12 protein-coding genes and 1 riboswitch are annotated in these 12,743 nt (G+C 72.5%); of the genes, 9 read left to right on the top strand and 3 right to left on the bottom strand.

The genetic code is table 11. The features are described 5' to 3' along the window. Positions 1 to 40: 40 nt before the first annotated feature. From ABZU32_RS11985 to ABZU32_RS11955, 7 genes are all read left to right on the top strand, one after another. Positions 41 to 2,542 (top strand): mannose-1-phosphate guanyltransferase, encoded by a 2,502-nt coding sequence (locus tag ABZU32_RS11985; protein WP_354846555.1) that lies wholly within the window; start codon positions 41 to 43, stop codon positions 2,540 to 2,542. A 353-nt stretch (positions 2,543 to 2,895) separates the two neighbouring features. Continuing rightward, positions 2,896 to 3,399, top strand: a complete 504-nt coding sequence (locus ABZU32_RS11980) for an FHA domain-containing protein (protein WP_354846552.1) — start codon at positions 2,896 to 2,898, stop codon at positions 3,397 to 3,399. 12 nt (positions 3,400 to 3,411) lie between these two features. Further along, positions 3,412 to 4,086 (top strand): MerR family transcriptional regulator, encoded by a 675-nt coding sequence (locus ABZU32_RS11975; protein WP_354920675.1) that lies wholly within the window; start codon positions 3,412 to 3,414, stop codon positions 4,084 to 4,086. Between the two features lie 131 nt (positions 4,087 to 4,217). Beyond that, positions 4,218 to 4,688 (top strand): bifunctional nuclease family protein, encoded by a 471-nt coding sequence (locus tag ABZU32_RS11970; protein WP_354846547.1) that lies wholly within the window; start codon positions 4,218 to 4,220, stop codon positions 4,686 to 4,688. A gap of 236 nt (positions 4,689 to 4,924) precedes the next feature. Beyond that, a complete protein-coding gene (locus ABZU32_RS11965; RefSeq protein WP_354921006.1) occupies positions 4,925 to 5,458 on the top strand; it encodes a MerR family transcriptional regulator in 534 nt (177 codons plus the stop codon). A 191-nt stretch (positions 5,459 to 5,649) separates the two neighbouring features. Then, positions 5,650 to 5,776, top strand: a riboswitch (glycine riboswitch). 169 nt (positions 5,777 to 5,945) lie between these two features. Continuing rightward, a complete protein-coding gene (gene gcvP / locus ABZU32_RS11960; RefSeq protein WP_354920672.1) occupies positions 5,946 to 8,813 on the top strand; it encodes an aminomethyl-transferring glycine dehydrogenase in 2,868 nt (955 codons plus the stop codon). A 102-nt stretch (positions 8,814 to 8,915) separates the two neighbouring features. Next, positions 8,916 to 9,731 (top strand): hypothetical protein, encoded by an 816-nt coding sequence (locus tag ABZU32_RS11955; RefSeq protein ID WP_354846541.1) that lies wholly within the window; start codon positions 8,916 to 8,918, stop codon positions 9,729 to 9,731. A 169-nt stretch (positions 9,732 to 9,900) separates the two neighbouring features. Here the strand turns inward: ABZU32_RS11955 and ABZU32_RS11950 are convergent, their stop codons facing one another. Further along, entirely contained in the window at positions 9,901 to 10,293 is a 393-nt protein-coding gene (locus ABZU32_RS11950; RefSeq protein WP_354920669.1) for a hypothetical protein, read from the bottom strand. Between the two features lie 80 nt (positions 10,294 to 10,373). Between ABZU32_RS11950 and ABZU32_RS11945 the strand changes: the two genes are divergently transcribed. Next, positions 10,374 to 10,967 (top strand): alpha/beta family hydrolase, encoded by a 594-nt coding sequence (locus ABZU32_RS11945; RefSeq protein ID WP_354920666.1) that lies wholly within the window; start codon positions 10,374 to 10,376, stop codon positions 10,965 to 10,967. Positions 10,968 to 10,970: 3 nt separating this feature from the next. Here the strand turns inward: ABZU32_RS11945 and ABZU32_RS11940 are convergent, their stop codons facing one another. After that, positions 10,971 to 11,171, bottom strand: a complete 201-nt coding sequence (locus tag ABZU32_RS11940; protein ID WP_354846532.1) for a DUF5999 family protein — start codon at positions 11,169 to 11,171, stop codon at positions 10,971 to 10,973. A 328-nt stretch (positions 11,172 to 11,499) separates the two neighbouring features. Beyond that, positions 11,500 to 12,117: a TetR/AcrR family transcriptional regulator C-terminal domain-containing protein gene (locus tag ABZU32_RS11935; protein WP_354920662.1), complete on the bottom strand. Its 618-nt coding sequence runs from the start codon at positions 12,115 to 12,117 to the stop codon at positions 11,500 to 11,502. A gap of 183 nt (positions 12,118 to 12,300) precedes the next feature. Here ABZU32_RS11935 and ABZU32_RS11930 point away from each other — a divergent pair, with 183 nt between their 5' ends. Continuing rightward, positions 12,301 to 12,678, top strand: a complete 378-nt coding sequence (locus ABZU32_RS11930) for a hypothetical protein (RefSeq protein WP_354846526.1) — start codon at positions 12,301 to 12,303, stop codon at positions 12,676 to 12,678. The last annotated feature ends 65 nt before the right edge of the window (positions 12,679 to 12,743 follow it).

Below are 12,743 nucleotides of genomic sequence, written 5' to 3'. Positions count from 1 at the left end.
ACCGTGTGCCCACCGTGACGAGACAGCCGGAGGGTGATCTGTGAAGGCCGTCGTGATGGCGGGCGGGGAAGGCACTCGGCTGCGGCCGATGACCGCCAACCAGCCCAAACCGCTGCTCCCCGTGGTCAACCGGCCGATCATGGAGCACGTGCTGCGCCTGCTGCGGCGCCACGGCTTCACCGAGACCGTCGTCACCGTGCAGTTCCTGGCGGCCCTGGTGCGCAACTACTTCGGCGACGGCGACGAGCTCGGCATGAGCCTGCACTACGCCACCGAGGAGATCCCCCTCGGCACCGCCGGCAGCGTGAAGAACGCCGCCGACAAGCTGCGCGACGAGCGCTTCCTGGTCATCTCGGGCGACGCGCTGACCGACATCGACCTCACCGACATGATCAGGTTCCACGAGGAGAACGGCGCCCTGGTCACCATCGGCCTCAAGCGGGTGCCGAACCCGCTGGAGTTCGGCATCATCATCGTCGACGAGCACGGCAGGGTGCAGCGCTTCCTGGAGAAGCCCACCTGGGGCCAGGTGTTCTCCGACACCGTCAACACCGGGGTGTACGTGATGGAGCCCGAGGTGCTCGACGAGGTCGCCCCCGGCGTGCCGGTCGACTGGTCGGGCGATGTGTTCCCCAGCCTCCTGGCCCGCGGCGCCCCGCTGTACGGCTACGTCGCCGGCGGCTACTGGGAGGACATCGGCACCCACGAGAGTTACCTCAAGGCCCAGGCCGACGCCCTGTCGGGACGGGTGCGGCTGGACGCCGACGGCTTCGAGCTCTCGCCGGGGGTCTGGGTGGCCGAGGGCGCCTCGGTCGATCCCGACGCCGTCCTGAAGGGCCCGCTGTACATCGGCGGCTACGCCAAGGTCGAGGCCGGCGCCGAGCTGCGCGAGTACACCGTGCTGGGCGACAACGTCGTGGTCAAGGAGGGGGCCTTCCTGCACCGCGCCGTCGTCCACGACAACGTCTACATCGGGCCGAGCGCCCACCTGCGCGGCTGCGTCATCGGCAAGAACACCGACGTGATGACCGGCGCCCGCATCGAGGAGAACGCCGTCGTCGGCGACGAGTGCGTCATCGAGGCCGAGGCCTACGTCTCCTCCGGCGTCAAGATCTACCCGTTCAAGACGATCGAGGCCGGCGCGGTGGTCAACACCAGCGTCATCTGGGAGTCGCGCGGCCAGCGCAGCCTGTTCGGGCCGCGCGGCGTCTCCGGGCTGGTCAACGTCGAGATCACCCCCGAGCTGTGCGTGCGGCTGGCCAGCGCCTACGCCACCACCCTGAAGAAGGGCGCCTCGGTCATCACCTCCCGCGACTCCTCGCGGGCCGCCCGCGCGCTCAAGCGGGCGGTGATCAGCGCGCTCACCGCGAGCGCGATCAACGTGCTGGACCTGGAGGCCGCGCCGCTGCCGGTGGCCCGCTTCCACACCTCCAACGAGACCGCCTCGGGCGGCATCGCGCTGCGCACCACCCCCGGCGACCCGCAGAGCGTCGACATCATCTTCATGGACGAGAACGGCGCCGACCTGTCCCAGGGAGCCCAGCGCAAGCTGGAGCGCGTCTTCTCCCGCCAGGAGTTCCGGCGCGCCTTTCCCGGCGAGATCGCCGAGCTGAGCTTCCCGGCCCGCGCGGTGGAGGACTACACCCGCGAGCTGCTGCGCTGGGTGGACATGTCGGGCGTGCGGGACGCCGAGATGAAGGTCGTCATCGACTGCGCCGGCGGCACCTCCTCCCTGGTGCTGCCGAGCCTGCTCGGCCGCGTCGGCGTGGACGTGCTGACCGTGAACAACCGCCTGGACGACGCCTCGCCGACCGAGACGCTGGCCGAGCGGCGCAGGGACCTGCAGCGCCTGGCCGAGCTGGTCGCCTCCTCCCGTGCCGCGTTCGGCGTGCGCTTCGACCCGGTCGGCGAGCGCGTCTCGCTGGTCGACGAGATGGGCCAGCTCATCAGCGAGGAGCGCGCCCAGCTCGTCGTGCTCGACCTGGTCGCCGCCGAGCGGCGCGGCGGGCGGGTCGCGCTGCCGGTGACCACCACCCGCGTGGCCGAGCAGGTGTGCCGCTTCCATGGCGCCCAGGTGGAGTGGACCTCCACGGCCCTGGACGCCCTGACCGCGGCGGCGGCCGACCCTGAGCTGATCTTCGCGGCCGACGGGCGGGGCGGGTTCATCGTCCCGGAGTTCGCCCCCACGGTGGACGGCCTGGCCGCGTTCCTGCGCCTGCTCGGCCTGGTGGCGCGCACCCGCCTGTCGCTCAGCCAGATCGACGCCCGCATCCCGCAGGCCAAGATGCTCAAGCGCACCGTGCCGACGCCCTGGGCGGCCAAGGGGGCGGTCATGCGGTCGGTCGTGGAGGCGGCCGACGGATACCGCCTGGACACCACCGACGGCGTGCGGGTGGTGGAGGAGGACGGCGGCTGGGCCCTCATCCTGCCCGACCCCACCGAGGCCGTGACGCACTTGTGGGCCGAGGGGGAGGACCTGGACGTCGCCCAGAGTCTCCTGGAGCGCTGGGCGCGGGTCGTGGAGCACGCCGTCGGCACCTGACCACGGGCGACGTTCTGCCGCGAAACCAGCGATTCGGGTCACATTCGAACGGCGCGGCGCATGGACCGGAGGGCTGCCTGGACGGTAACTTTGGACCGGCGCGGCGAGCCGAGTCGACAGCAGAACGAGGGGCGAGCGCCGTGAATCCGAGCGAGCCCCCCGCCTGCCAGACCCGAGTGAGCCTGCGTCACAAGCATGTCCGAACCCGCGAGCCTGCCCTCATCTTGACCTTTGCGACTCATCAGCGTAAGTTGCGGCATTCGCAGTCTGAGCAACCATGAGAAGCGAAGATCCGAGGCACGCCGCCCAGAGCACCGTCGCCGCGACTTCGCGGTAGGAGGCCGAGCCGATCGATGCCGAGCGTCTACTGCACTCAGTGCGGGAATGCCAACCCTGAGGACGCCCGTTTCTGCTCACGGTGCGGGTCGCCGTTGAGCCGCGTCGAGAACACGCCGGGGGACACCACCTCCACGATCTCCCTGAGCGGGATCGAGGCGATGGACGGCGAGGCGACGGGCCAGACGCTCATCCCCGATCGGGCGGCGGTCGAGCAACTGCCGCCCGGTACGGCCCTGCTGGTGGTGATGCGCGGGCCGAACGCCGGGAGCCGCTTCCTGCTCGACAGCGATCTCACCACGGCGGGCCGTCATCCCGAGAGCGACATCTTCCTGGACGACGTCACCGTCTCGCGAAGGCACGCCGAGTTCTACCGGCGGGGCGCCTACTTCACCGCCCGGGACGTCGGCAGCCTCAACGGCACCTACGTCAACCGCGAGCGCATCGAGGAGCTGCCGCTGTCGGGCGGCGACGAGGTCCAGATCGGCAAGTTCCGGCTGGTGTTCCTCACGCGTGGGTGAGGAGGTGCGGTGATGGGCGCGCAGGCGGCGAGGGCGTTCATGAGCATCGGGGAGGTCCTCGAGGTCCTGCGGGCCGACTTCCCCGACGTCACCGTCTCCAAGATCCGCTTTCTGGAGGGCGAGGGGCTCATCGAGCCCCAGCGCTCCCCCTCGGGGTACCGCAAGTTCACCCACGCGGACGTCGAGCGCCTGCGCTACATCCTCACCGCCCAGCGCGACCGCTACCTGCCGCTGCGCGTGATCAAGGACCACCTGGACACCGCCGGTCCCGACGGCGCCAACCGCCCGCGCGCCGTGGGCGGGGAGGCGCCGGTGGCCGAGGTGCGGCTCAGCCGCGCCGAACTGCTGGCCGCCGCCGGGCTGGAGGAGGAGACCCTCGCCGAGCTGGAGGATTTCGGCCTGCTCACCCGGGTGGCCCGGTGGTACGACGCCGAGGCTCTGACCGTCGCCCGCGCCTCGGGCGCGCTGGCGAGGTTCGGCCTGCATCCGCGCCACCTGCGGGTGCTCAAGGCCGCCGCCGAGCGGGAGGCGGGGCTGGTCGAGCAGGCCGTGGCCCCGCTGCTGCGGCGCCGCGCGCCGGGCGCCGCCGGCCGCGCCGAGGAGACCGCGCGAGAGCTGTCCGGTCTGCTGCAGGACCTGCACACCGCCCTGGTCCGCACCGGCCTGCGCGGCATTCTGGGCCGCTGACGGAGCCGCCCGGACATTTCGGGGTGCGGGGATGTTACGTTGAATTTTGCGGCGATGGTCACGCCGCGAGCCGAGAGCCGCGAGGGAACGGGCCCGGAGCGGGGCGGCGACCCGATGAGACGGAGCAGCCTGTGTTGCAGATGGAGGTCGTGGGGGTCCGCGTCGAGATGCCCTCCAACCAGCCCATAGTCCTGCTCAAGGAGGCCAAGGGCGAGCGATACCTGCCGATCTGGATTGGGATGACCGAGGCCACGGCCATCGCGCTGGCTCAGGCGGAGGAGCCGCCCCCCAGGCCGCTCACCCACGACTTGTTCAAGGACGTGATCGAGGCTCTGGGCGTGCGGCTGACGGCGGTGAACATCGTCGCGCTGCGTGACGGAATCTTCTTCGCCGACCTGGTGTTCTCCAACGGGGTGGAGGTGAGCGCCCGGCCGTCGGACTCGATCGCGCTGGCGCTGCGCACCGGTGCGAGCATCTTCGCGAGCGAGGACGTCGTGCGCGAGGCCGGTGTGATCATCCCCGATGACCAGGAGGACGAGGTCGAGAAGTTCCGCGAGTTCCTTGACACGATCACGCCCGAGGACTTCGGCCGTGCGGGTTAGCCATTTCGGGCATTTACGCTTCACGACGCGCCGGGCGGGATCGTTGACTGAGCATCGCGCCAGTCCTACGGTGCAAGGGAACCCACGGTTGTAATTCACGAACCCCCAGATCAGACCGTGGGATGAGAGGAAGCCGGAGGTCCGCAGTGGCGGTCAGCAGCGGCGAGGGCAAGACGGCCGGCCAGCACGATCCAGTCCAGCGGCAGTCGGCGCGGGAACGCGCGGGCGAGCAGGGCCTGCTGTTCGACGAGCGGCCGGCGTCTCTGCCCGCCGACGTCGGATACCGCGGCCCGACGGCGTGCTCGGCGGCCGGCATCACCTATCGTCAGCTCGACTATTGGGCGCGCACCCAGCTCGTCGAGCCGTCGGTTCGCGCGGCGCAGGGGTCGGGATCCCAGCGGCTGTACAGCTTCCGCGACATCCTCGTGCTCAAGGTGGTCAAGCGGCTGCTGGACACCGGGGTGTCGCTCCAGCAGATCCGCACCGCCGTCCAGCACCTGCGCGAGCGCGGGGTCAACGACCTGGCGCAGATCACGCTGATGAGCGACGGGGTGAGCGTCTACGAGTGCACCTCGGCCGACGAGGTGATCGACCTGCTCGAGGGCGGCCAGGGCGTGTTCGGCATCGCTCTCGGCGGCGTGTGGCGCGAGGTCGAGGGCTCCCTGGCGGAGCTGCCGGGGGAACGCGCGGAGCCGGCCGGCCGGGACTCCTTGGAGGACCACCCAGGTGACGAGCTGGCCAAGCGCAGGAAGGCCCGCAAGACGGGCTGAGGCCGGAGGGCCGGGACGGGGAGGTTCCCTCCGCTGAGGAGGGCCGGGGGCTGTCGCACATATCCCAGAAGATCTACGGGGTGGTCGGGGTCCCTACATACCCGCCCTACAGGGATAAAACATGGCAAATCCCGAAATGTAGGGGTAACTCCCTACTCGGGGCGGGACGGTACGATTACCGGGAAAGCTGTTGACCCTGTGCGGGAGAGACCCGGGCACGGGCCGGCACCGCACCACCTGCGGCGCCGGCGGGTGACCCCGGGCGCCGAAGGAGCAACCTCCCCGGAATCTCTCAGGCCCACGTACCGCACAGGCGAGGCGACTCTGGAAAGTAGGCGTGCCCGCCAGGCGTGTCTCACCGACGGTGCAAATCCCCCGCAAGGGGATGAAGCTCTCAGGTCGCGATGAGGATGTCGCGCTGACAGAGGGGGAGATCCGGCATACGCGCGCGCTCAGCGCCGGTCTCTACCCCTTGTAGGAGGGCCCCATGACCGATCGGTCACCGCTTCGCGACCTCTTCGCACCGCCCTTCGCCACCCGGCACATCGGCCCGTCGGACGCCGAGCAGGCCCGCATGCTGGAGGCCGTGGGCTACGCCTCGGTGGCCGACCTGATCGCCGTCGCCGTCCCCGGCGCCATCCGCTCCGGCGAGCCGCTCGACCTGCCGCCCGCCGCGAGCGAGGAGGAGGCGCTCGCGGAGCTGCGCGCCCTGGCCGCCCGCAACCAGGTGCCCACCTCGATGATCGGCCTGGGCTACCACGACACGATCACCCCGGCGGTCGTGCGGCGCAACCTGCTGGAGAACCCCGGCTGGTACACCGCCTACACCCCCTACCAGCCGGAGATCTCCCAGGGCCGCCTGGAGGCCCTGCTCAACTTCCAGACCGTCGTGTCCGACCTGACCGGGCTGGACGTCGCCGGCGCCTCGCTGCTGGACGAGGCCACCGCCGCCGCCGAGGCGATGACCCTGGCCCGCCGCGCCGGCCGCGCCAAGTCCCCGGTGTTCGTCGTCGACGCCGACGCCCTGCCGCAGACCAAGGCGGTGCTGGCCACCCGCGCCGAGCCGCTCGGCATCGAGCTGGTCGAGGCCGACCTGGCCGCCGGGCTGCCGGAGGGGGAGCTGTTCGGCCTGCTGGTCCAGTACCCCGGCGCCGGAGGCCGGCTCAAGGACTTCCGCGCCGTGGCCGCCCAGGCCCGCGCCCGCGGCGCGCTCGTGGTCGCCGCCGCCGACCTGCTGGCCCTGACCCTGGTCGAGGCCCCCGGCACCCTGGGCGCCGACATCGCCATCGGCTCCTCCCAGCGCTTCGGCGTCCCGTTCGGCTTCGGCGGGCCGCACGCGGCCTACATGGCCGTGCGCGAAGGGCTCCAGCGGCAGATGCCCGGCCGGCTGGTCGGGGTGTCGCAGGACGCCGACGGGCGCCCCGCCCACCGGCTGGCCCTGCAGACCCGCGAGCAGCACATCCGCCGGGAGAAGGCCACCAGCAACATCTGCACCGCGCAGGTGCTGCTCGCGGTGATCGCCGGCATGTACGCCGTCTACCACGGCCCCGAGGGCCTGCGGCGCATCGCGCAGCGCACCCACCGGCACGCCGCCGTGCTGGCCGCCGGCCTGCGCGACGGCGGCGTCGAGGTCGTCCACGACGACTTCTTCGACACCGTCCTGGCCCGTGTCCCCGGCCGCGCCGCCGAGGTCGTCGCGGCGGCCCTGGACCGCGGCGTCAACCTGCGCCTGGCCGACGCCGACCACGTGGGCGTCAGCTGTGACGAGAAGACCACCGGCGCGCACCTCCAGGCCGTCTGGGAGGCGTTCGGCGTGACCGGGGTCGTGCTGGACGACGTGGACACCTCCGCCTCCGACGCCCTGCCCGCCGGGCTGCTGCGCACCACCGGCTACCTGTCGCACCCGGTGTTCCACTCCCACCGTTCCGAGACCGCCATGCTGCGCTACCTGCGCAGGCTCCAGGACAGGGACATCGCCCTGGACCGGTCGATGATCCCGCTCGGCTCGTGCACCATGAAGCTGAACGCCACCACCGAGATGGAGCCCATCAGCTGGCCGGAGTTCGCCGGCGTCCACCCCTACGCCCCGGCCGATCAGGTCGAGGGCTACCTGCGCCTGATCGGCGACCTGGAGGGCTGGCTGGCCGAGGTCACCGGCTACGACGCGGTCTCCCTGCAGCCCAACGCCGGATCCCAGGGCGAGTTCGCCGGGCTGCTCGCCATCCGCGCCTACCACAGGGCCAACGGCCACGGCGAGCGCGACGTGTGCCTCATCCCGTCCTCGGCGCACGGCACCAATGCCGCCAGCGCCGTCATGGCCGGTATGCGTGTGGTGGTCGTGGCCTGCGACGACGACGGAAACGTGGACGTCCCCGACCTGATCGCCAAGATCGACAAGCACAGCGAGCGGCTCGCGGCCATCATGGTCACCTATCCCTCCACCCACGGGGTGTACGAGGAGACCATCACCGAGATCTGCGAGCGGGTGCACCAGGCAGGCGGCCAGGTCTACGTCGACGGCGCCAACCTCAACGCGCTGGTCGGCCTGGCCAAGCCCGGGTCCTTCGGCGCCGACGTCTCCCACCTCAACCTGCACAAGACCTTCTGCATCCCGCACGGCGGCGGCGGTCCCGGCGTCGGCCCGGTGGCGGTCCGCTCGCACCTGGCGGCCTACCTGCCCGGCGACCCCCTGGGAGAGCGCGCCGACGGCGCCGTCGGGCCCGTCTCGGCCGCGGCGTACGGGTCGGCGGGCATCCTGCCCATCTCCTGGGCCTACATCCGCATGATGGGCGCCGAGGGCCTCAAGGCGGCCACCGAGCAGGCCATACTGTCGGCCAACTACCTGGCCCGGCGCCTGGCCCCGCACTACCCGGTGCTCTACACCGGCCGCGAGGGCCTGGTCGCCCACGAGTGCATCATCGACCTTCGCCCGATCACCAAGGAGACCGGCGTCACCGTCGACGACGTCGCCAAGCGGCTCATCGACTACGGCTTCCACGCCCCCACCATGTCCTTCCCGGTGGCCGGCACGCTGATGATCGAGCCGACCGAGAGCGAGGACCTGGCCGAGCTGGACCGCTTCGTCGACGCCATGGTCGCCATCCGCGAGGAGATCGCCAAGGTCGCCTCCGGGCGCTACGACCGGGCCGACAACCCGCTGCGCGGCGCCCCGCACACCGCCGCGTGCCTGCTGGCCGACGACTGGAAGCACCCCTACACCCGCGCCGAGGCGGCCTACCCGCTGCCGTCGCTGCGGGAGGACAAGTACTGGTCACCGGTCCGCCGCATCGATCAGGCCTACGGCGACCGCAACCTGGTCTGCGCCTGCCCCCCGCTGGAGGCATACGAAGACTGAGCGACCGCCCTCGAGGCTCCGCCTGGATCGGCATAATATGTCGCGCGCGACGGCGCGCCCGCGTCGCGAGGCCGGGATTTCCGAGGCGGAGGAGAGGTCCCGATGGCGGCGCACGAGGTCGAGTCCGGCCGGCGGATCGAGGACGCGCGGAGGCTCGCCGAGAGCGGCGAACTGGAGGCCGCGGCCGAGATCTTCGCCGCGCTGGCCTCCGACGAGCGCGAGGCCGACCGCGCCCAGGCGGCCGTCGGCCTCGCCCTGGTCCTCGAGCGCCGCGGCGACCTCACCGGCGCCAGGGCGGCCGCGCGCACGGCCCTGGCCACCGGCCACCCCGAGTACGCCGCCCAGGCGGCCTGCCACCTGGCGCGCGGGTTCGAGCAGGAAGGCATGGCCGACCAGGCCCGCGCCGCCTGGCAGGCCGTGATCGGCGTCGGCACCCCGGCCTACCTGCCCGGTGCACACCTGGCCCTGGCCCGCATCGCCGAAGCCCAGGGCGACGACCGCGCCGCCGAGGCGGCGCTGCGCGCCGCCCTGGCCACCCGCGACCCGCGGGCCTGCTCAGAGGCTGCCCAGCGCCTGGCTGAGTACCTGCTGGAGGACGGGCAGCCCGGCGAGGCCGCCGACCTGCTCCTCGACGCCCTGGAGCTGCCCGAGGTGGCCGACCCCGGGCGCCTGCGGGTGCTGCTCGGCATGGCCCACCTCGACATGGCCTGCGGGGAGTTCGCCGCGGCCGCCGAGGGCGACGGCGACGCCGACGGCGTCGCGCTCGCCGTCGAACTGCTCGCCCGCACGCTGCCCCTGCGCGGGCGGGACGCCGACGCCGAGCAGGTGTGGGCGTACGGGCTCGGCCACCCCGACGAGACGGTGGCCGACCAGGTGCGCCTCCGCCTCACCCGCGACGACACCGCCCCCTCCCAGTAGCCGCCCCGGCCCAGGCCTCAGCTTGACGGCCGAGGAGTTCGTCCGGGCTGCGAGCGATCTGGGAGCCTCGCAGGAGGAGGCCATCGCAGCCGTGCGCGCCGCCCTGCCGGCGCGCTGACCGGCCGGTCGGCCGAACTCACCGGGTCACCGGGTTGGTGACCGCGTACGGCTAGCGGCGTCTGCGGCCGACGGCGGCGGCGACGTTGACCATGATGATGCCGGTCCAGGCCAGGAACAGCCCCGCGGGCCCGGCCTGCCCGGCGGCGATCGCGGTCAGCGGGATGCCGATGCCGAGCGAGCCGAGCGCGATCGGGATCGTGGCGTCGACCTGCCTGGGCTGCTTGCCCGGGCCGGGATGCGGCGCCGCGTACGGCCCGCCGGGGCCGGGTTGGAGGGGGTACCCGTTCTGCGCGGCCACCTCGGCCCGCACCCGGGACTCGATCGTCGAGTCGATCTTCTCCAGGAACGACTCGATCAGCGCCTGCTCGTAGTCGGAACCGAGGTCCCGGCGGGCCTCCACGGTGGCGCGAAGCTCGTCACGGGGCAATGAATTATCCGGCACCCCCTTAATCTGGCACAGACACCGGGCGGCGACATCCCCCGTGAGAAGTAGAGGGCTGGTCCCCGAGTACCGTGTCGGCCATGCGGATCATGACGCCGCGGGGGGCGGCGATCGTGGAGGTCGACCAGGCGCCCGCGCCGAGGTTCCTGTTCCTGCTCACCCACGGGTCGGCGGGCGGGGTCGACTCGCCCGACCTGCTGGCCGTCCGGGACGCGGTGGTGGCGATCGGCGGCACGGTGGCGCGGGTGCTGCAGCCGTTCAGGGTCGCGGGCGCCCGGGCTCCGGGGTCGCCGGCCAGGCAGGACGAGGCGTGGACCGCGCTGGCGGCCTCGCTCGGAGAACGGTTTCCCGGCCTGGCCCTGGTGCAGGGCGGCAGGAGCAACGGAGCGCGGGTGGCCTGCCGGACGGCGCGCGCCGTCGGCGCGGAGGCGGTGGTGGCGCTGGCCTTCCCGCTGCACCCGCCCGGGAACCCGGGCCGCTCGCGTGCGCAGGAGCTTCGCGAGGCGGGCGTCGATGTGCTGGTGGTCAGCGGTGACCGTGATCGCTTCGGAGTCCCCGATCAGGCGGACGCTGCACGCCTGGTGGTGCTCGCGGGTGAGGGACATGACCTCAACAGAAACCCCGCCCGGGTGGGCGAGGTCGTCGCCGGATGGCTCGGCCCCCGGTTCGCGTGAAGGTCAGGCCGCGCTTATGGCCAGGTCGGTGGGACGGTGCGGGGCGATGATGGCGCCGTCGGGCAGGAGCTCCCCGGTGTCCTCGAATAGCACGATGCCGTTGCACAGCAGGCTCCACCCCTGCTCGGGGTGCGCCGCGATCGTGCGGGCGGCTTCGCGGTCCGGCGCGTTGGTGGTCGGACAGGACGGCTCATGCGGGCACATTGGCGTGCCTCCGGTTTTCTCTCTCGGTCTGGGGCTCGCGGGGGCGTCATCGCCAGGCACCGCTGCCCCGCGCCGATTCCCCCATGTCCCCGCCGAACGGGGACGAGCGCTTCTGCTGTTGACAGTGTGCGCTAACGCACACCTACAGAGTAAGTGTGCTGCGGGTCACACGCGTACGACATAGCCCATTGGGACGGTTTGGATCCTTCGATTAGGGGGTCCGCGGGGGCCCGGAAGGCTGATCCGGCGCTGTGACCTGCGACACAAGCCTGCCCCAGGTGAGATAACGGTCCAAGCACGACTCGCCGCCGAACAGATAAACGAACGGTTACGAGCTGGGAAGCCCTCTCAACAGGGCTTCCAGCCCGCGCTCGAACGCCGCCGCGGCCTCCTCGGCGGGCTCCGCCCGGGTGGCCGCCGGCGCCGGGAGCCGTCCGTCCTGCTCGTCCTGCGCCTCCTCCGGCGGGGCGGCCCAGCCGGAGCGCTGGATCTCCACCGCGACGCTGCCCATGACGTACGCGCGCAGCGTCCGCACGGCCTGGGCGGCGCGGGCGGGGTCGCCGAACCCCGCGGCGGCCAGTTGCTCGGCCTGCTCGCGGATCGCCATGAGCGCGGTGCCCTGCGGCGGCTTGGTCAGGGCCAGGGCCAGCACCCCGGGGTGCTCCAGCAGGGCCGCGCGGCCCGCGTGGGCCCAGGCGCGGGCGACCTCCCGCCACCCCCCGTCGGACGGCTCGACGGTGACGGTGGTGACGTGCTCGGCGAGGGCGTCCATGAGCGCCTCCTTGCCGCGGGGCAGGTGGTGGTAGATCGCCATCGCCTCGACCTGCAGGGCGTCGCCGAGGCGTCGCATGGTGAGGCGGCGCAGCCCCTGGCCGTCGGCGATGTGCAGGGCGGCCTCGATGATGCGCTCGCGGGACAGGGGGACCGGAGGTCGCTTCGCTGGCATACCAGGCATGGTCCCGACGATGGCTTACTTTGTAAAGGGCGCCGCGCCGTGCCGTCCGCCCTCACTCGGGGACGCCGGGGCGAGGCCGGTGCTCCGGGCGGCGTACGCTATGGCGAGCGAGGAACGCCGGATCACCGGCGATGTGCTGAGAAAGGGCAGGCGATGGCGTTTTTCCGTCCGAGCGTGAGCCGGGAGGCGGAGGTCAGGCACCACGCCGACCAGGAGGTCGGAAAGAGCTTCCCCAAGCTGCTGGACAAGGCGCGCGAGGCCGAGGGCGGGCTGCGGCGCGCCCAGGCCGCCGGCGCCGGGGCCGAGGAGCTCCGGGCGGCCGGGCTCGCCTATGACCGCGCGCTGACCGACGCGCTGCGCGCCGCCGAGGCCGCCCAGCGCGCCACCCTCGGCGTCAAGGCCTACGACGACCGCATCCGCCGGCGCAAGGGCGTCGCGACGCCCGAGGGCGCCAAGTGGACCGCCGAGGTCGACCGGCTGCGCACGCTGCGCGAGGAGAACCGGCTGACCGGCATCGCCCGCGTGCCGCGTCCCTTCGCCGCCGCGCGCTGACCCGCTGAGACGCCGACGGCCTCCGCCCGGGTGGGCGGAGGCCGTGCGCGTGTGCCGGGCGGACC

Origin of the sequence: Sphaerisporangium sp. NPDC005288 (assembly GCF_040607475.1) — a bacterium.
Taxonomy (GTDB): Bacteria; Actinomycetota; Actinomycetes; order Streptosporangiales; family Streptosporangiaceae; genus Sphaerisporangium; species Sphaerisporangium rhizosphaerae.
Note: the sequence above shows the minus strand (reverse complement) of the source record. Positions and strands in the feature narration are given on the sequence as shown.